This is a genomic window from Pseudoalteromonas sp. AWM4_233 (assembly GCF_056158285.1).
The window spans coordinates 949,335-971,149 of the sequence record NZ_JBSWSZ010000113.1; the positions used below are offsets into that span (position 1 = coordinate 949,335).

The following is a 21,815-nucleotide window of genomic DNA, read 5'->3' on the forward strand; positions in this document are numbered from 1 at the left end:
TAGAAGTAACACTAGTCAAATTTGGTCTATAAATATTCAACCAAAAACAAATTAAGTAATAGACCAGAGAATTCAAAAGTCGTTTGTAGTGATCTTTTTAATGTATGCCAAGCTATATGAATACAAGGTGCCACAACTCATCATGCTTATTGATTAAAACTAATCTCTCTAGACTCCAATAAGAATTGCTCTCCTGAGTGAAAATTAATTTCTATATAGAAAATATGATTTTGTTTATATTTGGGCTCAGTATTGAGCGCCAATTGGGTGATTTCTGCAGGCATATTGTCTGGCTGCGCAATGAACTCTGCCACAGAAAAATAGTCTACATCGCCATTTTGTTCACTGTAATAAGGAGTAGGTACGTAATCTAGGTACACCACATCAAAAACATCATTCAAACTGCTTCCTGCGGGTAAATCATCATTGAAAGCGGCACTAGAAGTAATCTTAATACTCGAAATGCGCTGCTCTGTGAAAGGTAACACAGGTGAGCAAGCATATGCTTTACTCATGAGTGAAAAGTCAAAGATAGAATCAAATCGTTTAGCGAGCGAGTTTTTCTCTATATCAAGTTTTATAATAAAGTTCTGAAAGTCAATGGCCTCAACACTTTCATACGCCTCTCCACCAACATATTCCCCCCGCAGATCCGAATTGAATACACTCAGTGTATAGTCTTGAATAACATATTCAGGAGTACTCAGGTCTCCGCATGGCGTGTCTGGTCCCTCATCATCACTACAACCAGCAATTAATAAGGCAAGGAAAACTGAGGTAAATACGGTGCTGCGTTTCATAGATGCATCCTTTCTAGTTTAAATAAGCGTTTCTATTTTGATTCCAAATCGAGTTTATGAAAAGCCTTTAGCATCAGTTTTTAGTTTTATTCTGATCTTCTTTGTAAATTAATGTAATCGCTCAATAAAAAGGCCAAAACCTAAGGTGGTTTTGGCCTTTTGCTCTGGGGGTTGTTTTATAAAAAATTAATAACTGATTTGCTTTTAAACGCTTTTTAAGTGCGCGTTAGAAGTCTACGTCTATCGACAACCAGGTGTGTTGTAATCAATCACAATAGAAGCCCCTTGTGCGTTACCCGATACTTTCAGGTAACCCCAATATTGGCTTTGGTTGTTTATATAAATACACTCACCATTGCCGCTATTGGTAGAAGAAGCATCTACATTTGTGCTGGTAGGCCAGCCTTGGTTGCTATATTCAAGGCTTAAATCACCCGAACCATTCGCGGTTGTAATTGCGATGCTGTTTTGGCCGCTTACATCTTCTAAGCTTAACCAAATTGTGTCTTGCTCTGCCAAACATCTCACTTGACCGTCATATAAACGACCACCTGTTACAGGACCACTTGTCGCACACGCATCAGGTACATTGAAGCCTGAACCTGCGTTGAAGCTCGCCATAATCGACGTATCAAAGCTGTTGTAACCATAAACCATCACATGGTAAGTCCCAGCTTGTACATTACTGATCTCACATGTTTCGTTATTACCACCGATATAAGGACGGCAATCATAGTCAGACATGGTCGGCTCTGAACCAAATTTCACGTACAGATCGGCATCACCAGTGCCACCGTTTAAAGCAAAGTTCAGATTACTTGCACCTGCAGGTACCACAAACGTGAATTTCAATACGCTGTCTTGCGCGCCAGAAATGGCCTTCGATTCACCGTTTTTCAATTGGTTGGTCGGCGTCGTATCACCTAAAATAGTTGCTGTTGTTGATTCAGTTCTGCTCGCACCTTCAGTGTCAGTTGCAGTCAGTGTCACTGTATATTCACCTGCCTGCGCATAGCTATGTGCAGGGTTCGCTTCAGAGCTTGATGTGCCGTCACCAAAGTGCCATGTATAACTTGCAATGCTGCTTTCTTTATCAAATGAGCCTTGACTAGAGAAGTTAATTAGCTCAGCTTTGTTCGCCGTATAAGGGCCGTTAATCGCCACGACTGGCGCTTCATTTACTGTGCCACCGCCGTTTGCTAGCTGCTGTGTCCACTGGGTAAATTCGGCATCGTAATCAACTGCCCAATTGTTTAAACGCGCTTTATACGCCGCCCAATCACCTGTACGAGTCGAGTTAAGCATGAGCTTTACTTCATCAATATGGCGCTCAAACATAAATCGAACAGCCAAATAGCCCCAACGATAAATACGGTCTTGATCAAAGCCATCATAGGTGGTGTTGAAGATTGTACCTAACGTGTAAGTTGAGCCATCTTTAATGGTATCAATTGCTGCTTGGTTGTTATCTTCATTGGCAACATATTCAGCAACACCTTCGCTCCACCACACAATTGCTTCTGTTGGTGCATTAAAATCGCCATATAAGTCAAAACGACCATCAAGGTAGTGCACATATTCATGCTCTAAGTTCCAAACATAGTGATCAGGATTTGCATAACTTGCTTCGTATGCAACAAAGTTTGGAATGTTACCCGGCTTTGAAGGGTCGCCCTCTAAATACATACCGCCATTATTGGTATTAATACCAAATATTGGGCCGCCATATTTACCGTAGTCTGTGCTTGAATCAAAAATATTCACTTGTAATTGAACGTTGTTATCGTCAGCAACAGGTACATTATTTGTATCTAACTTGGTATGAAAATACCCTTCTTCATAGCCCATTTTGCTACATGCAGCTTGATGCTGGGCCGTTGTCATATTCTGCGAGCGAATTTTAATTGTGCTGCTACAAGTATAAGTTTGTGACAGTACTTGATTTTCTAACTGTTCACCGTAGTTACAAATACCATAGTCGTTACAGTCGCCATGGTAACTTGCTGTTTCTGCTGCGCCTAACCAAGCGACATCACCATAACCGACCATCTCATAACGACTGAAAATATCTTTTAGCCCTGCATCAACCGAAGCCTGAATTGCCGTACCTGAGTATTGCTTAAGTCTACCTAGTTCTCGCGCTGCATTTGCAAACATAAACTCAGCGTCAGAGTTAATCATATAAGTGCTGGTTGTGAACTTTCTCAGTGCTGCAACAAGATCTGTTTGCGTACCAATTTTGGCTTTAAATTCGTTGTTCCATTGACCGCGGAAAAGCAAAGTGAATACGCCATTTACCGCACCACGCATGTTCCATTTCGCTGCGTAGCTTTCGTTCCAGCGGTTTAGCCACTGGGTCACAACTGGCAAATAAACATCTTGCTGCTCTGAACTATCCATCGTAATGATGACTTCAGATAAGGTTTTGCCGTGCGCATCATTGTCGTCATAGAAATGGCTGTTATTTACAAAGGCATCAATTGCGCCTTTTACCGCAGGCGTTACCCAAGTCGCAAATGTGACTTGATCGTTATAAAACTCTGCAAAATAGCCCGCTCGTAAGAACAAGAACATGGCTTCAATATTTGCATCACCGCCACCTTGATAGTTTTGGCTCAGTGTTTTTACATGGTTTGCCACTGCATACATATTGTTCGAGTCAAATGCTGCTGCTTGAATATTGCTCGATGCTGAGAATAGTTCGTTTACACATTGCACACCTTGAGACTTAATTTCATTGATTAAAGTCGTGCTATTGGTGGTTGCCAATGCATTAACATTACACACTGCCGCTGCCTGTACATTAGACATTGAGAACGCATTCATTTGCATCATGACAGGTTGCTCAGCATATTGAGATTCAGCAGTCGGGGCATTTTCAACGTGAGTCTCATTTTCTACGCCATGATGATGGTGGTGGTGATGCTCTGTATTGATGGTATTTGTTTGCTGCATTTGCGGTGCTGTCATCGCAAATGCAGTTATGCCATAAAACGAACCTGCGACCAGTACTGCCAGTTTTTTAAGTTTCATTGCTTTTCCTTACTTGTTGTCTTTTATTTGAACAAATCGCTCAAACGCCAAACATTAAAGCAGCACATTAACAAGAATGCAATATATTGTATGCAATTATTAATTTCACAAACAATTAATTTACAAAATGGGAGATAGTTGAATTGGTTATAAGCGCTTTAATTGACTAGGAATTATAAATAGAAAAAGAGGCGAAGCCTCTTTTTATGTTCTAACTAAAAAATTATCGAGACTTAGCAAAGCTGTGTATCAGTGCAAAGGCCTGTAGTGACACACCAAACTCGAGAGGTGGTTACACCACCTGCAACTGCTGGTGTTTGCTTTTCATCTAATAGCTTGTGTTCTTTAGATAGATTTTTTAGCTTCTTTTTATTTAGTTTCAACATATTAAACTCCTTTTGATTAGCAAGTGAAGCCAACAAATGATGTACAAATAAATGGGTGGGTAAATGTTTCGTCATCAATGGGCTTTGCACCACCACCGACCTGAGGTGTCGCTGCTTCGCCTAACTGTTTATTTGCTAAAGGTTGCTGAAGTGTTTTAAGGTTTTTCTTTTTAAGTGTAAGTTTCATCGTTCTTCTCCTTAGATAGTTGATGAAACATTAAATTAACATCTAACCACAAAAAGAGACAGAAGACCGTTAGATTGAATAAATATTAAACACCTTAAAAACTATCCAGAATTGAATATATAATACCAACCCTCTTAACTAAGCGATCTATTATTAGGATTGGTATAATTGCGCCCTATCGGGCTATAGGTAATGTAATCGCTATTTTTAAACCACCTAATTCACTGTGAGAAGCGCTAATTTCACCACCATGGGCTTCTACTACCTTTTCACAAATAGATAACCCGAGTCCCGATCCACCTAGATCGCGACTTCGAGACTTATCACAGCGGAATAAGCGTTCGAATAAATGCGGTAAATCTTGCTCAGATACACCTGGGCTTGAATCCGAGAAGGACAAAATTACAACCTGTTCAGTATGTGAAACCTCAAAGCACACTTCCCCAGGTTTATCTGTGTAGTGGATAGAATTTCGACTCAAATTAGCAACGACTTGATGTAATCTTGCTGCGTCTACTTCAAGTAATACCTTACCGAGTGATGACTTTTTCACCTCAAGATGTAAATCATGGTCGCAAAGTACATCTTCGATTTGCCCTGCTAAGTCATCGAATAACTCACTCGCATCATGCGTTTCTAAATTTAAGTTAAATGTACCTGTATCAGCCTGAGCGAGCTCATAAATATCTGATATTAGTAGATTTAGGTTATCTAACCTCTGATTTAATACCTTGTAAGTCGACTGAGGATCTGACACAAGATTATGCTCAAGTGCTTCTAAATGAAGCTTTAAAACAGCAAGTGGTGTACGTAATTCATGAGACACATCTGCAAGCAGCTGCTTTTTTAGCTCTAACGCTTGGTTTAAATGCTTAGCTTCTTGCTCCAACCTCGCTCTGCGTTGTCGAGTAAAAACCAAAACAAACAAAATAATAAGCAATAAAACAGCAACAATTGAGAAGCCAATATAACGTGTAAGTGTTTGTTCAGCTTTTAATAAAGCCTGCTCCGCTTTTGCTTGCTTTAACTCAAATTGACCTGCCACATACTCTGACTCAGATGCTAAAACAAGGGTCTTAAGACTCCCTTGTTCTTTCATTTTGTTTTTGTAATTCAAATGCATTTGGTTTTGCGCTTCAAATGCGCCTTCTAAATCACCTTTCCCTTGTAATGCCTGCGCTAGAAAACCGTAATACTTAGCGATATCTTTATCTTTAAGCGACTCAATTAACAACAGCTGTCTATGCGCTCTTTCAAATAACTCTCCCTGCAAATACGTATCAATCAATAAGTAGCTTGCTCGTGCATATGCATTCACGTTCTTAGTTATATCTAGTTGTTCAACAATTGTTTCAAGCGTGTCTTGGGCTAATTGAAGTTTACCTTGTCGCAAATACATTTCACTGACATAGGTATGCGTATCTAAAATCGCCAAGGGAACATTCAAATCTGTTAGTATTTCTAAAGACAGCTCAAAAAATTCAGCGGCTTCATCAAATTGCTTTAGAGCGACTTTTTGTTCGCCCATTCTCCTAAGTGTAACTGCTTGGTCTTGCTTGCCATTAAGGCGCTTGTCCATGTCATAGACTTTTTTAAAGTAGTCGAAACTTTTTGCATACTCACCAAGCGCAGCATAACTTTCAGCTAACCCCCACAGCGTATCATTCATCCAAAATTCTTGAGACTTTTTTGGTAGATATGGGATTTTTTGCAGTTGTTGTAATTGAATCTCTAGTGACTTTTCAACTAAGCCTAAACTGGTATAAATCGCACTTTTCTGCCTCGCAACCGCCATTTCGAGCTGCACATTTTCTGCTTTAACAGCAGCATCAAGAGAGGCATCTAATGCAATGACAGCGTCAGAGTATTTGTTTAACTGTTGATAGGCATGGGCCAAAAATCGATTCGCATGAGAAGATAAGGTATGTAATTCTGCTTGTTCAAAAAAATTCGCAGCAGCAATTAAATAAGGAATTGCCTCAAAATGATGACCACGAGTAATCGCCATATTGCCACGAGAGAGATTCAACTTACCTGAATATTCTAAACTTTCAAATGATTCAAGTAAGGTTTCTAACTTCGCCAGATAAGTGATTGTTTGCTCAAAGCACCCTTCGCGAATGCACACAAGCCCAGCTCTATGAAGCACATATGCAGTTTGAGATTGTGTCAACACATTACTGTCCAATAAATCACCAGCCTTCTTGAGCAAAATTTGTCGCTCTTTAGATGACTTCAAGCTTTCTGCTTGCACCTTAAACTCATCAAACTCTGCGTTTGTTGAGCCGATAGCTACCACACTAAAAAATGCAAAAAACACAAAAACAAAAATTCTCATACACTAGATTAAACACTTGATTAACAACTAGAAGAAAGTCTAGCGCGTAATGCCAAACGATTCCAACTAAAGTCTAATCTAAATCAACACACAAGAGTCATTATGACACAATCGAAACCAAGTCATAATGACTCTTAAATTTCAAAACAAACAACTAAAAGCAACAATATCAATAAGATAAAAATTGGCACCAATGTTGATTTATATAACTCGTCGCGTTTAATTAAGAGTAAGCTTTATGCAATCAAAAGTCCTATCAGAGCAACCCCTATATCAGTACTGCTTAAAGTTTGGCAGCCGTGCCATGGTAATTTTATTATTACTGACGCTTTGCTCGCTCATTATCAGCTTTTCACTAGCAGAACAGTTCTCTTTGCCAGTGCAGATTGCTAGCCATATCGCAACAATCATTTTTAGCGCGTTATTCAAAGTTGCTTATGTGATCCGCTGCATCGGCGCTTATCACTTAGGCCACACTAGTTTTTAATCTTGAGGAAAGTCATGTTAACCAAACAGCACATAGATATTGTTAAAAATACATCTGTCATTATTGAACAAGGTGGTAGTGCCATCACAGAGCATTTCTATAATCGTATGTTTAGAGAGAACCCTGAACTTAAACACATTTTCAACATGAGTAACCAACATACAGGTCGTCAAAAGGTCGCGTTATTTGAAGCTATACTGGCCTATGCAAAAAACATAGATAACCTGAGTGCATTAAAAAGTGCGGTAGAGCGTATTGCAAACAAACACACCAGCTTTCACATTCAAGCGCATCACTATGACATTGTTGGCCTACATTTAATTGAGACATTTAGGGAATTATTAGGCGCAGACTTCACACCAGAAATAGAAGACGCGTGGACCACTGCTTATGGCGTACTCGCTGATATTTTCATCAATAAAGAAAACTCAATTTATACCGAAAACGCCAGTAAACATGGAGGTTGGCAAGGTAAACGTGCTTTTAGACTCGCAAGTAAAACGCCTGAATCAAAATTGGTTACCAGTTTTGTGTTTATGCCTGTTGATGAACAAGCGGTTGCAGACTTTAAACCTGGCCAATACTTAGGTATTGAGATCAATAGCGAACATTTTGAACACACAGAAATACGTCAATACTCGTTATCAGATAAACCAAATGGACGCAGCTACCGCATTTCGGTAAAGCGAGAATTAGGTGAACATAAAGGTATTGTCTCAAACTTCCTGCACGATCATCTAAATGTTGGTGATGTTGTTGATTTACATGCCCCTGTTGGGGATTTCTATTTCTCAGATAAACAATCACCAGTTGTACTTATTTCCGCAGGGGTAGGCATCACGCCAATGCAATCTATGCTTGAATTTAAGTCCGATATTAAATATCCACACCCAGTGACATTCTTACATGCCTGTGAAAATGAAGAACAACATTCGTTTGCACTGCAAACGGCAACTTTATGTGAGCAAAACCAATGGTCACACCATACTTGGTTAAGAGAAAAGAAGCAGTCTAAATTGCAGGAAAATCAATCAACTGGCTTGATTAATTTTTCACAAATAGAGTTACCTAAGCAAACTGGTCACTTCTATATCTGCGGGCCGATTGGATTTATGAAATTTGCTAAAACCCAATTAGAAAACCTAGGTGTTTGCAGTAGCCGAATTCACTACGAAGTATTCGGCCCGCACGCCCAACTTTAACTTTCTCTCACCCCAACAACGCAACCGAACTGACCACATATGTTACTTCGGTTGCTTCTAGCCTCTAGCTAATACTATTTGCTCATTTTAAATGATCGTACTAGTACTTTTTTGCAAACCCTGATATTAATACTACTACTTTAGTAAATTTAAAAAACAGACTAATACTTTTTAAGTATTCCCAAGGATGTAACTGGGTCAGTTTTCAACATATTTGGGGTGCAATATGCATTTATTCGGATCTGAAACAGCCAATACATCAAATGGTGCTCGTCCTCTGGTATTTTACGTCATCATCACATGCGTTCTTTTTCTCATTACTTTTTTTAGCTTTCCTTCAAAAGCAATCACCTTGATGTCTGGTGAGTTAGATAAGCATTTGAAGTCATATAACTATGGCAGCAAAGCCGATGACCGCTGGGTGATGCCATCAGCTCAAGAACAACACACGTTCGAGCAAATGTTTGATGCCTTTTATCAACAAAACTGGCCGCTTGCAGAAGAATATGCCCAACAAATTGACTACCTAGTTATTCAATTTTCAGATGTAGATACGGGTAATACTTACTACTTATTGCAAGAGAAAAACCAATTGCCAAGTGCAGATTTTAAAGGTGGTGGTACTTATGTGCTTAACCCAAATGGCTTAAATGCGGTACTTCAAGCACCTCACCCAAAACGCGACTCTTTCACAGGGACGCAATCAATTGACGCTTTCTTACACACACAGAGCAAGTTACTAATGCTCGCAGGGACACGCCGTGACAGCAGTCATGATATTAGCGAATGTACAGGCACAAATTACTCTGCAAGCGACGTTGCGCACCAAACTGAATCATACTTTCAAGTCGCCCACGAACAAGCTAGCAACTACGATGACACGACCGTGTTTATTCAATATCACGGTTTTGGCTCTACCACTCGTGCCAAATTACAATCTCAATGTGGTACCGATAACGACCTCATGCTTAATTTAAGTGAGGGTGTGCGTTACGCAACCAACGATGATGAACACAGTATTATGCAACTGCTCAGAAAAAACGTCGAAGCGGGTGGCAAAATTAAAGCCTGTGTTTATGGTAACGATACTAAAAGCCTAGGTGGTACGTGGAATGTGCAAGGTCGCCACTCAAATGGCTCTGTTGATAGTTGCCACAAAAGCGCAGATGCCTCAGCAAAACGCTTTATTCACCTAGAGCAAAGTTATGGTGTCAGAAAATATCACCGCGACGCGATGGCTGAACACTTAAAACAAGCTTTGACTCAGTACTTTCAATAAACTTTTATTTGACGAAGATCCCCCAAACAAAACGGCGAGCTAGCACTCGCCGTTTTTATTTGTAAATAAGCATTTCAAGACAGTAGTCACCAATCAACATCTTTGATAGCTTAAATATTAGACTCCACCTAAATCGAATAATTGAGGAACCAATATGTTTATAAGGAAAGCTATTAATATTGCAATTGCTAGCAGTTTGATACTCGTATTAGGTACGCTTAGCCAACCAACCCATGCTGCTGACACAATCGAACAGCACATTCAAAAAAGCATTGTTATTGCAGGAGAAGCACAACCTAAGACTACCTTAGTGAAAAGGATGACTGAAGAGAATGTACCAGGCTTGAGCATCGCAGTATTAAAAAATGGTGAGATTATTTGGGCTAAAGGCTTTGGTATTGCTAACAGTAAGACAAAACAGCCAGTAGACGAACATACGCTATTTCAGGCGGGATCAATTAGTAAACCCATCGGTGCATTAGCCGCGTTAAAATTAGTTGAGCAAGGTAAGCTGTCTTTAGACGAAGATGTAAACAAATTCCTCAAAAGTTATCAATTAACTGGCGCTAAGCTATCTAAAGAAACACCTGTAACCCTCAGACAGCTACTCACTCATACCGCAGGGTTATCAGTGCACGGGTTCCCCGGCTATTCAACAGGTGATTACGTTCCTTCAACTATCGATGTCTTAAATGGTAAAGGTAACACGGCTAAAGTCGAAGTTGTGTTAACGCCTGGTTCTGAATGGCGGTACTCTGGAGGTGGCTACACGGTTATGCAGTTACTGGTAGAGCAAATTAGCGGACAGACATTTGCTGAGTTTACCGATGCAAACATTCTTAAACCTATGGGGATGCTGAACAGCACCTACGCACATACATTACCAAATGATCTTAAGAAACGAGCCAGTGCCGCATTTGATGGTGATGGCAATATGCATTCAGCTGTATTCAATGATTACCCTGAAAAACCAGCGGCTGGTCTTTGGACAACCCCAACTGATATTTTAAAGTATGTCGCTCATATGCAAGCCATTATGAAGGGTAAGAAAGATGGTATTTTGCAAAAAGAAACCGTACAAGCCATGTTTACCAAACATAAAAATGATTGGGGCCTAGGCCCTGCATTAATGGACGTTGATGGACAACTTGCATTCGGACATGGTGGAAAAAATCTTGGCTTCACAAATGACTTTAAAGCATTAGTAAATAAAGGCGATGCTTTTGTCGTGATGTCCAATGGTGACAACGCAAATACACTGAACAACGAAATTATGGCAACATTATCTAAGCATTATGATATTGCATTCTTAGAGCAAACTGTCATTCAGCCTGTTACATTAACCCCCCAGCAATTAGACGCCTATAAAGGTGAATACCTGCTACTTACTGACATTGGTTATAATGGCGACTTCATCTCTAAAATTAGCGTGAGTGAAGGTAAGGTGACAATTCAAAATCCGGGTGACGTAATGCCGTCCCGGCTCGTACCGGAAAACACCTCGAAATTCATCAGTGCCGTTTCTGGCAATGAGTTTGTTTTTACATTCGAAGGGAAAAAAATAACAGGATTAACTGTTGCCGGTCGATTTGAATTACAAAAGATAAAGTAAATAAATTAAGTAAAAACACAAAAAAGTGCTTACTAAAGAGTAAGCACTTTGGTCTAAGTGAATTTTTAATCGGGAAACTTTTGTTAGTGTGCTAAAACCTCAGCGTTTAAACTAATTGTGTTAGCATTTCTTCTGAGTATTCAACCACCGCTTCACCTGATTGAACACGCTCAACATAGTCAGGGTTGGCAATGAAAGGGCGACCAATCGCCAGTAAATCAAATTTATTATCAACAATGGCTTGGCTGCCTGTCTCTGCAGAAAAACCACCCACCCCCACCAGCGTATGTGGATAATTTTGTCGAATATAATGACTTACTGTACCACCTAAATAGTCGAATTCCATGGCGTCATCGAAGATACCCACATGCAAATAAGCTAGTTGGCGTTCAGACAATTGATCTAATAAATAGTCAAACACAGTTTTGTCTCTGCTGTCTGCTTCCATATTAAAATATGCTCCTGGAGACAGACGTAAAGCGGTTCTATCTGCTCCAATTCTGTCACTGATTGCATCTACAACTTGTAGTGGAAAACGTGCCATGTTTTCAGGTGTCTGACCAAACTCATCTTCACGGGTATTACTTGAGTAATGCAAAAACTGGTCAACAAGATAGCCATTAGCACCATGGATCTCTACACCATCAAAGCCAGCGTCGATGGCATTCGATGCAGCTTGTGCAAAATCTTCTACCATTTGTTGGATCTGAGCTTGCGTCATAGGGGTTGGCGTTTGGTACTCAAGGTCTCGCATTCTCGGCACTGTGCCTTCAACCTTCACCGCACTTGGTGCAAGTACTTCATCGCCTTCATAAAAATACGGGTGAGATACTCGCCCTGTATGCCAGATTTGCGCAAAAATTTTTCCGCCATTTTTGTGTACTGCGTCTGTGACAACGCGCCAGCCATCGATTTGTTCAGGCGTAAATAAACCCGGTGTATTTGGGTAACCTTGGCCGTCTGCACGAATTTGTGTCGCTTCAGTGATGATCAGGCCTGCACCTGCTCGACGGGCATAATAATCTGCCATAGCTTGAGTCGGCACTAAATTATCGTCAGCCATACAACGCGTAAGCGGTGCCATTAAAATGCGATTCTTTAGCTCTATGGTGCTGTTTAATGCAAATGGTTGAAATAGGTTGTCAGTCATGGAATCTCTCTTTAAGTACATTCTTGAACGTTTATTCAAGATAGCCCTATTTGAATGACCGTTCAAGAACTTTTTTGAACAAACATTCAAATTGATTTAAACTTGCCTCATCAACACTTCAAGATAAATACAATGCGTAGTGCCGAATTCGACAAAGTTGCAGTGCTTCGAGCTGCCATGCAGGCCTTTTTAAATAAGGGTTACACTAAAACCAGTATGCAAGATCTAAAACAAGCAACCGGTCTGCACCCTGGGTCTATCTATTGTGCTTTCGAGAATAAGAGAGGCTTACTGCTGGCTGCTATTTCGCAATATAACCAAGACAGAAGCGATGAGTTTTGTGCTTTCTTCATCAATAGCGACTCAAGTAAACAAGGTCTAGAAACCTACTTAGAACATATTGTCGAAGAGTGCTTAAGCTGTGATAGCAGCAAAGCCTGCTTGCTCACAAAGGCACTCAACGAATTAGCCGAGCAAGATGACGAAGTACAATCCTTAATAAGCCAGCAGCTAGAAGCATGGCAGGCAGCAATTACCGATAAATTTGCACGCGCACAAAATGAGGGCGATATTTCTGATTCACGTTCAGCGGAATGTAGAGGACGATATTTTGTAATGGGTATTTATGGCTTGCGAACATTTGCTAATACGCATCCAGAACCAGAAACATTGAAAAAGTTAGCAAAGCAACTATTCAAAGACGTTTGCGTTTAGGCCGCATTGAAAGCCTTTGATTAGATTAAAACCATACCTCAAAGACAAACACGCCCTAATAAAACAAAAAAGAGCCTTTTAGGCTCTTTTTTTTGCAAGTTAATTAGTTAATTTCATCAGGGCAAGTTCGTAATGATGAGCTTTCGGTGGTGTAACACACTTTTTTTAGTAAAGTCACAAACTCTAGCGACTTTACAAAGCTGTTTTTGTCTTGATAAATCAGTTCACTTTTGTCGTTATAACACTCAATGAAGCCTGAGTTAACTAAGCACCCCCCCTGTGGCGTACCAATTAAATTATCAATATGACCTTTGCCTACAAACAAGTTATTGAAATAATCGGCTTTGTCGCCCCAACACTGCCAATCACCTGAAGTGTATTTCGCACACATGTCTGTATTACTCATAGCAACAATATTAACTACACCTGCTCTTTCAGGTACTTCTAATACAGACAACGGCCCTATACCATGACAACTCACTTGGTCATCATTATTGAGTAAGCAAACAAACTCTCCCTTGGTTACACCCTTTTTAACAGGGGCAGCTAACTCTCCGACGTCAAGCAAGGAATTTAAATTATCTCGACATGATACTTCGTCGGCCCTGAAATAACAGGTATAGCGTTCACCTTTGTCATAAATTCGAGATGTCATATTGGTTTTTAAATCGGCTTGTATCAATTGGTTTTCACTATCCCGTGCACTGAGTGTCACAATAGGAAAGCTGCTTGTTGCATTATTAGTAATTTTCGCAACTGTCGAGCTCAGAGTTTCAATTGTTAGATCATCATTATTCGTTGACCAGTCCATTGCTACACCAGAGTTGCTTATGCGATCTTTACCATAACCAAAGACGTAAAAGTCACTCCCCGCAATATAGGTTTTTTCGGTACCAGAAAATAATTTTAAATTGCTCTTATTTAAGTTAATTGATACTAACTCTGTGGTCGAAACAGTGCCCGCTTGCATCACTACTTTTAGCAATAATTTTCTATCAATCAAAATGTCTTTAGCATTAAGAGTAAATGCTAAGTTTAAGCCATCCCGAGTCACAGTAGCGGTGTCTAACTCCGTATAGCTTAAGCTTGATAAATCAATAGAGACACTGTCTAACACCCCAGCTTTATCAACTGCTAAAGCATTGAAAGTCAGCGGCTCGTTTTTAAATAGTTGTGGCAATTCACTTGGCTGCTCTATATCTAATGTCGCTTTGGTCGCAGATTCACTGAGCAGAGCAAATACAGCATTTTTTGTTGCTTCAAGCCCATTTTTAAAAGTGACTTTGTATTGCACCAAGGTACTTACTAACGAAGTATTTTGCGACGGCATCACCAACGAAAGTTCGGTCGCCGACTCTTCTTTTTGTTTAAAAATTTCTTCGTCAATTACCCACTCAAAAGACTGAATATCATCAGCACTGTCTGTATCAACGCTCACCACAACTTCTTGCCCCGGTGCAGCATAAGCTCTGTTCACCGATAACGAGAGCTTACCGACTTGCACGACATTTTTTACTTTAACTTCAGTTTGAACAGACTTTTTCTCACCGCTTTGAGTTTCAACATCGAGTACTAATATTGCACTCGTGTCATCAGATACTTCATTCGCTTTGATAGTCACAGTCTTATTCTTGGTATTAACCAGTTCTCCTAACGAAGTACCTAACCAGCGCCATTGATAAGAAGTAATGCGCTCAGATGATTGAATTTTTGGCTCTATCAATAAATAATCTTGCTCATTAAGCTCATAGCTTGCGTCAAGATTCACCGTTAGACCCACTTCGCTTTTCGGCAAAATAGTTAGCTTAAAAGGCTGTTGGTATTCATCATGATCTGTCGTTACGACAAAGTTCAAATTATAAGCATACTCGCTGGATAACGTTGGCGCTGTAAATGTCACGACTGAAGAACCACTGTTATTAGATTCTTGCGTTGTAACTTGTTTGTTAGCAAGGTCTAACTCATCTGTTTGCCATTCAATATCAATTATTTCTTCACGTGAAGAAAATTGTGCTGTGATTTCAACTGAGTCACCAGAGAAAAACTCATAATTATCTTGTAAATCAATATCAACTTGATTACTAGAAGCTTTCACCATAACGATGAAAGTTTTCTTTACTTTATTATCGGCACTGTCTGTCACTTCAAGAGTAAGGGTCACTTCTTGATCTGTTGTAACAGCAGGAAATTGAACTAACACTCCCGTGTTTGACGAGTCCTTAAAAGTCACACCACTTAATGAGCTGGTCCACTTAACTATGACGCTTTCATTTTCTGGGTCAGAAATAGATGTCTTTAGTCTGATTGATGTTAGAGAAGGCGTTTCTGAATCACCTGAAATACTGACTTGAGGGGCTTTATTTTGACTTACTGGCTGAGAAGTTTCAGGCTCGCTTTTATTTCCTCCTCCACCTCCACAGGCGGTTAACAAAACACAAAAAATAAATAATGAGAGATGACGCATTCTAATGTTCCTTATTTAGCTTAAATTCCTCAATTAGAAACTTACATTGAAGCTCATAAAACTGCACTTTAAAAAATGTATTAATTTGTAAGCAATTAATTTTATTTCAATTATTGCCATTTCGGGAACATTTCAGAAAACTCAACGGGTACATTAATGCAAAATGTAACAACAGCCATATATTGTTTCAAATATAACCAGTTAGACTATTCACAACAGGTTATCAGTATGTTAAAAAACATCTCACCATAACAATGACAACATAGATTAACAGGGAAAATATGAAAGTAATCAATAAACTATCTGCGGTCGCAATGGCTGTAATCGTTGCTAATTCAACCTCGGTACTTGCTACTGAAAATAACGAAGAAGTAGAGCGTATTGAAGTCACCGGCTCACATATTAAACGTACTGATATGGAAGGCCCTTCACCAGTCCAGTCTCTTTCTGCAGCAGATCTCGCTGCGACAGGCTCAACGGATTTAATTGGCGCATTACAAAAGTTACCAGTTTCTGGGGCGGGTACTTTTAGTACCCAAGGTAACTCGAGTGATGATACAGCCAATGGTGGTTCAAGCGTCGCGCTACGTGGCTTAGGTGCTTCATCAACATTGGTATTAATTAATGGTCGTCGCGTTGCTGTCAGCCCATTCGCAAAAGACATCGAAACCTCTTTCGTAGATTTAAATACCATTCCCGTTTCAGCAGTAAAACGCATCGACATTCTTAAAGATGGTGCGTCTGCAACCTACGGCTCTGATGCTGTAGCAGGGGTAATCAATATTATCATGCGTGATGACATCGATGGATTTGAAGTCGCAGGCAAAATTTCAGATACCGCTGACGGCGGTGGTGAAGAGCAAAACTTCACACTACTTTGGGGCTCTACCAGTGACAAAGGTTATCACAACTTCTCTTTAGACTATTTTAAGCGCGGCGATGTGTTCTATGCAGACCGTGATTATGCCTCAACAGCCGATCAACGTTTCCGTGGCGGTAATAACTCGCTGAGCTCTTCTGGCATCCCGGGTAGTATCGAAGTCGTTAGAAGCATGCTAACTGACGCACAATGGAATGCCCTACCAACGAAGAGTATTGCCGATGACGGTACTCCTGTAAAACAAACCATCTTTGCTGATGTTTGGGGTCAAGACAAATGTGATGAATCTTTGATCATTGGCGATATTTGCCGCTATGACTATGCACCACACATGAGCCTAGTGCCTTCAACAGAGCGTATTAGCTTTAACTACAACGGTGTACAAGAAATCACAGATGATATTGAAGGTTTCATGGAGTTTTCAGCGCAACACGCTTCTACATTCATTCAAGGTGCAGGTAGTCCAAGCTTCACCGAATTATTCATGAGCGGCGATAACCCAAATCATCCACTTGCCGATGACGCTGATCATTTCCTACATGGTGTTGATATTTCAATGCGACGCCGTACATATGATATTGGCAACCGTAAGAAAGACGTAGACTCTGAGTATTATCGTGCCGTGATCGGCGCCCGTGGTTCATTTAACGATTGGGATTGGGAAACAGCTTACTCAGCTATTCGTTCAAGTGCTGTAGAAAAAGGCTTTGATGGCTTCCCGAACAAACTGCGTGCTCAAGAAGCGATCGATAAAGGTTATTGGAATCCGTTTGAACCAAGTACCAATACACCTGAAGGTTTAGCATTCATTGAAACAACAACAACACGATATGGTAGCTCAAGCATGCAGTCTTTTGATGCGACTGTATCAGGTGAAGTATTTGAACTTGAAGCAGGTGCTGTGGCTGCGGCATTTGGTTTAGAACACAGATACGAGAAAATCGAAGATAACCCAGATAGCCAATACCTACGCGGTGAGATCTTTGGTACGGAAGCAACACAGGCTAACGGTGATCGCGATAACACCGCCCTATTTGCTGAATTCAGTGTGCCAGTGCTTGAAACATTAGAACTGCAATTAGCACTTCGATATGAAAACTATAGTGACTTTGGTAACACCACAGATCCTAAAGTTGCTTTCCGCTGGGCGCCTTCTGAAGATTTAGTTGTTCGTGGTTCATGGGGTACTGCGTTTAGAGCACCTTCTTTGGTTCAACTTCACTTAGGCCGTACTGATGAATCTCCAAGCGTCATCGACAAAGAGCGCTGTAAAATTACAGGCTCCGAACTTGACTGTGAACCTTATGAGTACACAGCCGTTGTTGCTGGTAACAAAAACCTACAACCCGAAACATCAACTAACTACAATTTAGGTGTTGTTTGGCAAGCAACTGAAGACTTCTCTGTAGGCGTAGACTATTGGAACTACGACCAAGAAGATCTTATCAAGAAGATTGGTGCACAAAAGCTAGTTGATTGTTGTGGTACCGATGCAAACCTTGTCGTACGTGGTCCGAACGAAGGCAGTACGCCAGGTCGTATTCAAACTATCTATGATACCTTCGTGAATATTGGTGGTCGTGAGACAGATGGTTTTGATTTAAACCTTGCTTATAAGCTTGATACCAATGACATGGGCTTCTTCAAGTTTGACTATAAACTTAGTTATGCACTGAACTTCGAAGAGCAATCTTTTGAGAGTGATGAAAATGGTAACACCTCAATTGCTGCTGAAGATCTGAACGGTGAATATCAGCATCCTCAGTTCAGATGGACTGCAAGCATTGATTGGGAGTTAGATAACGTACTCACTACACTAAGCTTCAGTCATATCGACGCTTATAACGACCTAGCTGATGCAAAAGGTAACAAGTTTAAGATTGACTCTTGGACCACGCTGGATGCCTCAGTCAGCTACACAGGTTTTGATAATCTAATCTTAACAGCCGGTGCAGCAAACCTCATGAATGAAGAAGCACCACAAGCGCCTTCTGAATCTATGGGTATTGATAATAAAACTCATAATGCGCTTGGTCGTCAGATGTACGCGAAATTTAAGTACAACTTCTAAGACATAAAAGCAAAAAGCCCTAGAGAATTTTCTAGGGCTTTTTATTAATTCAGGTTTTTAATTACTTACCACTTCTTGTACCGGCTCCACCTCGAGTAGCAATTGACCTTTCAAACTTTTCCGCATCACGCTCAGCAAATGCCTTACGATATGCGTCTTCTTCTTTAGTCACGCATTTTTTCTTTACAAATCGACTACCTAATTTTGGCTCTGTGTAACACACCATATTTTCTTCATCTATTTCTTCATTGTTAGCCTGAAGATTATTATTAGTAGAATTACAGCCAGCTAAAAAAATCATCGCGATTAATGAGGCACTCAGTGTAAAACTTTTCATAATTATTCCTTGTTGTCTGATCTGTACAGAATAAAGCTACACAAAAAACAACAGATTGTGTAGTTTTTATTCAAATTAATTTATACAGTTATCATAAAACGTTGTTGTTGCGGGCCAATCACTAAATACACCTATTACACCCACATCTTGGGCTAGAAAATCTAAAAGCGTTAACGTAAATCCATCATCTATAGCTAACTCTTTCACTGATTGATAATAAAAACCACCACCATTATTGAGCAGCCCAGATCTTTCTAGTGACCAGGCTATAATTTTTAATCCCGCTTTTTTTGCTTCTATTGCATAAGCTGATTGTGCAAGACTCCCTTTTTGATTGACGGTGACTAGCATCCAAAGCGGTGGTGCAATAATATTCACCCCCATGGCTTTCAGTTCATCCATCGTATGTAGCCAAGTACTCGGTTCATTGTGATCAAACCCAGCCATTTCATAGCTATCATCTAAGTAAACCGCTTGCTGAGCATAATCAGGATGATGTTTAATCCAATATTGTACGTCTGAGAGTAAAAAAGATTGTGGAAATACATCTTCCGCTGACACACCAGCCTGCTTATATTCTGCAATCAGTTTTGTCGCATAGTCTTGCTGTGTAAAGCCATTGAATGGCATCTCAACTTGAGGTGTTTTAAGCTCAGGCGTCATTTTTACGCCTAGCCGTTTGAATAACGCAATACTTTGTTTATGCGTCATTAATGTACCACTTGCTGCATATAAATCAGTACGCCACTTAGGTGTGCCTTGCATATACTCTTGTTTTGTTCTAGCAAATTCGTTGGCACCATCCATCTTGCCTTTTAGTTGCAAAAATTCGTCTAAGGTTAGATCCGAAGTACAACACTGGACCTGTGCCTTAATGCCTTTATTGATATCACCTGCTTGAAAAGGAATACGACATTTATTTGCGAGTTCAGGCATGGCTAATATGTTTGTCGTGGTATGCAGATCGCATTGAGAATGACGACACACCAAGGCTTCATCTTTGGTAAAAGCCACATCACACTCTAATATACCTGCCCCCATTTTAGCTGCAGCTATGTATGACTCTTTTGTATGCTCAGGAAATTGCAAAGGCGCGCCTCGATGACCTATAGAGAAATCAGTCTTTTTAAAGCTCGAAGCTTCACACGCGCTAAGTCGCCTCTTCAACTCAGACTCTGGTAGTTGTTCAAGTAAATAGTAAGGTCGTACACCGACTTGAACTTCTTCATTCGATAGTTTGTGTTGCTTGGCACTACACCCTGCTAGAAGTATTAAACCTAAACCTAGTAATCTATTCATATAAGCTTTTTATTTGTTCACTTATGACAATTAAAACACCTAATAATGACAATAAAATGGATGTCGTCACAAAACTCATCACAAACCGCTTGAATAAAACCCTTACTTTTAACCATCTAAAAGTCTAAAAAAACCTAAATACCCATTTTGGGGAATAATTTGTTTAAGTTAACAAAACAAGGCAAATGCATAACACTTTCATTAAATAGAAATTTTGGGAAATTTATATCTTAAAATGGAAATTTCTACATAAATTATCCCCAATGAAATCCGATGAGTATTTTTTATTCAATTCTTACCTTGACAAAAACCCGTCACAACTTAACTTTTAAAACACCAACTTAACAATTGGTTAACTTAAAAATATAAATAAAGGACAACAAGATGAATAAAACTCTGATCGCTGGCGCTGTTATCGCTGTGTGTGCAACACAAATGGCATCTGCTCAGCCAGCTACTTTCCAAGGGGCAAGTTTAGATTTAGAAGTAAACAACACCTGTATTGTTCGCTTCAACGATGACGTCTCAAAGTTTGATGTAGAAGGTAAAGCGCGCGGCATGTTGGTTTCAAGTAATGCCAAAGCAAAACATATTTATAAAAATGCCATTAAAGGCATGGCAGTCAACATGAGTTGTGATAAGGCAAAAGCAGCTTTTGCAAATAACGCTGATATTATGCGTTTTACGCCAGATGGTATGGTACACGCTAACCCGGCTAAAGCATTTAAAGGCAAGCCAGGTTCTGGTGGCGGTAACAATGGCCAAACAACGCCTTGGAGTGTGACACGTGTGGGTGGTCCAGTTGACGGCAGCAACTACACAGCTTGGGTTTTAGATTCTGGTATCGACTTAGACCACGCCGACTTAAATGTTGACAGTTCACGCGGTTTTACCGCTTTCACGAAAGGCCGTGATGCAGGTATGGACGATGGTAACGGTCACGGAACGCATGTTGCAGGCACAATTGCAGCATTAGACAATAACATTGACGTGGTCGGTGTTGCAGCGGGTGCAAAAGTGGTACCAATCAAAGTATTAGATTCTCGCGGTTCAGGTAGCTGGTCTGGCGTTTTAGCGGGTATCGACCACGTTGCAGCAAATGCAAGTGCTGGTGATTGTGCAAACATGAGCTTAGGTGGTGGTTTTAACCAAGAATTAAACGATGCGGTTGAAAACGCTGCGCAGCAATCAGGTGCCTTCTTTGTGATTGCAGCTGGCAACGAAAGTCAGCATGCGTCTAATGTTTCTCCTGCAAGTGCTTCACACAATCGTGTATTGACCATCTCTGCAACTGATTCTAACGACCGTTTTGCGAGTTTCTCAAACTATGGTAATCCACCAGTAGACTATGCAGCACCGGGTGTAAGTATTCTTTCAACACGTAGCGGTGGTGGTACAACAACAATGTCGGGTACTTCAATGGCTTCGCCTGCAGCATGTGCCGTTATCATGATGAGTAATGGCAACCCTAGTGTGGATGGCAAAGCGATTAACGACCCAGATGGCAACGCAGACAGCATTGTACATCTTTAACTAACCTGAGCTTTGGTTAAGAGATTTACTAAAGTAGTGATAT

Annotated in this window: 16 protein-coding genes; 7 read left to right on the plus strand and 9 right to left on the minus strand. The window is 40.3% G+C overall.

Annotation, left to right across the window (positions count from 1 at the left end; genetic code table 11):
• Positions 1-146: 146 nt before the first annotated feature.
• The 5 genes from ACXAC4_RS25700 to ACXAC4_RS25720 all read right to left on the minus strand — a co-directional run bounded on the left by ACXAC4_RS25700 (position 147) and on the right by ACXAC4_RS25720 (position 6,744).
• Complete coding sequence (locus ACXAC4_RS25700) at positions 147-800, minus strand: DUF5034 domain-containing protein (RefSeq protein WP_475167511.1); 654 nt, start codon at positions 798-800, stop codon at positions 147-149.
• A 240-nt stretch (positions 801-1,040) separates the two neighbouring features.
• On the minus strand, positions 1,041-3,833 hold the full coding sequence (locus ACXAC4_RS25705; protein ID WP_475167513.1) for a collagenase: 2,793 nt from the start codon (positions 3,831-3,833) through the stop codon (positions 1,041-1,043).
• Between the two features lie 233 nt (positions 3,834-4,066).
• Positions 4,067-4,219: a hypothetical protein gene (locus tag ACXAC4_RS25710; RefSeq protein ID WP_421964738.1), complete on the minus strand. Its 153-nt coding sequence runs from the start codon at positions 4,217-4,219 to the stop codon at positions 4,067-4,069.
• 16 nt (positions 4,220-4,235) lie between these two features.
• Positions 4,236-4,406: a hypothetical protein gene (locus ACXAC4_RS25715; RefSeq protein WP_349287917.1), complete on the minus strand. Its 171-nt coding sequence runs from the start codon at positions 4,404-4,406 to the stop codon at positions 4,236-4,238.
• A 175-nt stretch (positions 4,407-4,581) separates the two neighbouring features.
• Positions 4,582-6,744 carry an ATP-binding protein gene (locus ACXAC4_RS25720; protein ID WP_475167517.1) on the minus strand — a complete coding sequence of 721 codons (2,163 nt, stop codon included), beginning with the start codon at positions 6,742-6,744 and terminating at the stop codon, positions 4,582-4,584.
• A 238-nt stretch (positions 6,745-6,982) separates the two neighbouring features.
• Here ACXAC4_RS25720 and ACXAC4_RS25725 point away from each other — a divergent pair, with 238 nt between their 5' ends.
• The 4 genes from ACXAC4_RS25725 (at position 6,983) to ACXAC4_RS25740 (ending at position 11,324) form a co-directional block, all read left to right on the plus strand.
• A complete protein-coding gene (locus ACXAC4_RS25725) occupies positions 6,983-7,231 on the plus strand; it encodes a hypothetical protein (protein WP_349287919.1) in 249 nt (82 codons plus the stop codon).
• A 14-nt stretch (positions 7,232-7,245) separates the two neighbouring features.
• Positions 7,246-8,433 (plus strand): NO-inducible flavohemoprotein, encoded by a 1,188-nt coding sequence (gene hmpA, locus ACXAC4_RS25730; protein ID WP_475167526.1) that lies wholly within the window; start codon positions 7,246-7,248, stop codon positions 8,431-8,433.
• Between the two features lie 226 nt (positions 8,434-8,659).
• Entirely contained in the window at positions 8,660-9,712 is a 1,053-nt protein-coding gene (locus ACXAC4_RS25735) for a hypothetical protein (protein ID WP_475167529.1), read from the plus strand.
• A 154-nt stretch (positions 9,713-9,866) separates the two neighbouring features.
• A complete protein-coding gene (locus tag ACXAC4_RS25740) occupies positions 9,867-11,324 on the plus strand; it encodes a serine hydrolase domain-containing protein (protein ID WP_475167533.1) in 1,458 nt (485 codons plus the stop codon).
• A 106-nt stretch (positions 11,325-11,430) separates the two neighbouring features.
• Here ACXAC4_RS25740 and ACXAC4_RS25745 read toward each other — a convergent pair whose 3' ends face one another.
• Positions 11,431-12,474: an alkene reductase gene (locus tag ACXAC4_RS25745; protein WP_475167537.1), complete on the minus strand. Its 1,044-nt coding sequence runs from the start codon at positions 12,472-12,474 to the stop codon at positions 11,431-11,433.
• 132 nt (positions 12,475-12,606) lie between these two features.
• Between ACXAC4_RS25745 and ACXAC4_RS25750 the strand changes: the two genes are divergently transcribed.
• Complete coding sequence (locus ACXAC4_RS25750; protein WP_475167539.1) at positions 12,607-13,188, plus strand: TetR/AcrR family transcriptional regulator; 582 nt, start codon at positions 12,607-12,609, stop codon at positions 13,186-13,188.
• 103 nt (positions 13,189-13,291) lie between these two features.
• Here the strand turns inward: ACXAC4_RS25750 and ACXAC4_RS25755 are convergent, their stop codons facing one another.
• Positions 13,292-15,652 (minus strand): hypothetical protein, encoded by a 2,361-nt coding sequence (locus ACXAC4_RS25755; RefSeq protein WP_475167541.1) that lies wholly within the window; start codon positions 15,650-15,652, stop codon positions 13,292-13,294.
• Positions 15,653-15,933: 281 nt separating this feature from the next.
• Here ACXAC4_RS25755 and ACXAC4_RS25760 point away from each other — a divergent pair, with 281 nt between their 5' ends.
• Complete coding sequence (locus ACXAC4_RS25760; protein WP_475167544.1) at positions 15,934-18,603, plus strand: TonB-dependent receptor plug domain-containing protein; 2,670 nt, start codon at positions 15,934-15,936, stop codon at positions 18,601-18,603.
• A 61-nt stretch (positions 18,604-18,664) separates the two neighbouring features.
• On the opposite strand, the gene ACXAC4_RS25765 is transcribed toward ACXAC4_RS25760, so the two are convergent.
• The gene (locus ACXAC4_RS25765) at positions 18,665-18,940 is read right to left on the minus strand and encodes a hypothetical protein (RefSeq protein WP_475167548.1); all 276 of its coding nucleotides are present in this window, start codon (positions 18,938-18,940) and stop codon (positions 18,665-18,667) included.
• Between the two features lie 75 nt (positions 18,941-19,015).
• On the minus strand, positions 19,016-20,239 hold the full coding sequence (locus ACXAC4_RS25770; protein ID WP_475167551.1) for a glycerophosphodiester phosphodiesterase family protein: 1,224 nt from the start codon (positions 20,237-20,239) through the stop codon (positions 19,016-19,018).
• Between the two features lie 384 nt (positions 20,240-20,623).
• Here ACXAC4_RS25770 and ACXAC4_RS25775 point away from each other — a divergent pair, with 384 nt between their 5' ends.
• The gene (locus ACXAC4_RS25775; RefSeq protein WP_475167554.1) at positions 20,624-21,772 is read left to right on the plus strand and encodes a S8 family serine peptidase; all 1,149 of its coding nucleotides are present in this window, start codon (positions 20,624-20,626) and stop codon (positions 21,770-21,772) included.
• Positions 21,773-21,815 lie beyond the last annotated feature (43 nt).

What these genes read in the sequence shown, in the direction of transcription:
- ACXAC4_RS25745 (WP_475167537.1), bottom strand. Translation starts at nt 12,474, where the DNA reads ATGACTGACAACCTATTTCAACCATTTGCATTAAACAGCACCATAGAG.
- ACXAC4_RS25720 (WP_475167517.1), bottom strand. Translation starts at nt 6,744, where the DNA reads ATGAGAATTTTTGTTTTTGTGTTTTTTGCATTTTTTAGTGTGGTAGCT.
- ACXAC4_RS25765 (WP_475167548.1), bottom strand. Translation starts at nt 18,940, where the DNA reads ATGAAAAGTTTTACACTGAGTGCCTCATTAATCGCGATGATTTTTTTA.
- ACXAC4_RS25775 (WP_475167554.1), top strand. Translation starts at nt 20,624, where the DNA reads ATGAATAAAACTCTGATCGCTGGCGCTGTTATCGCTGTGTGTGCAACA.
- ACXAC4_RS25750 (WP_475167539.1), top strand. Translation starts at nt 12,607, where the DNA reads ATGCGTAGTGCCGAATTCGACAAAGTTGCAGTGCTTCGAGCTGCCATG.
- ACXAC4_RS25770 (WP_475167551.1), bottom strand. Translation starts at nt 20,239, where the DNA reads ATGAATAGATTACTAGGTTTAGGTTTAATACTTCTAGCAGGGTGTAGT.
- ACXAC4_RS25735 (WP_475167529.1), top strand. Translation starts at nt 8,660, where the DNA reads ATGCATTTATTCGGATCTGAAACAGCCAATACATCAAATGGTGCTCGT.
- ACXAC4_RS25700 (WP_475167511.1), bottom strand. Translation starts at nt 800, where the DNA reads ATGAAACGCAGCACCGTATTTACCTCAGTTTTCCTTGCCTTATTAATT.
- ACXAC4_RS25715 (WP_349287917.1), bottom strand. Translation starts at nt 4,406, where the DNA reads ATGAAACTTACACTTAAAAAGAAAAACCTTAAAACACTTCAGCAACCT.
- hmpA (WP_475167526.1), top strand. Translation starts at nt 7,246, where the DNA reads ATGTTAACCAAACAGCACATAGATATTGTTAAAAATACATCTGTCATT.
- ACXAC4_RS25705 (WP_475167513.1), bottom strand. Translation starts at nt 3,833, where the DNA reads ATGAAACTTAAAAAACTGGCAGTACTGGTCGCAGGTTCGTTTTATGGC.
- ACXAC4_RS25710 (WP_421964738.1), bottom strand. Translation starts at nt 4,219, where the DNA reads ATGTTGAAACTAAATAAAAAGAAGCTAAAAAATCTATCTAAAGAACAC.
- ACXAC4_RS25760 (WP_475167544.1), top strand. Translation starts at nt 15,934, where the DNA reads ATGAAAGTAATCAATAAACTATCTGCGGTCGCAATGGCTGTAATCGTT.
- ACXAC4_RS25725 (WP_349287919.1), top strand. Translation starts at nt 6,983, where the DNA reads ATGCAATCAAAAGTCCTATCAGAGCAACCCCTATATCAGTACTGCTTA.
- ACXAC4_RS25740 (WP_475167533.1), top strand. Translation starts at nt 9,867, where the DNA reads ATGTTTATAAGGAAAGCTATTAATATTGCAATTGCTAGCAGTTTGATA.
- ACXAC4_RS25755 (WP_475167541.1), bottom strand. Translation starts at nt 15,652, where the DNA reads ATGCGTCATCTCTCATTATTTATTTTTTGTGTTTTGTTAACCGCCTGT.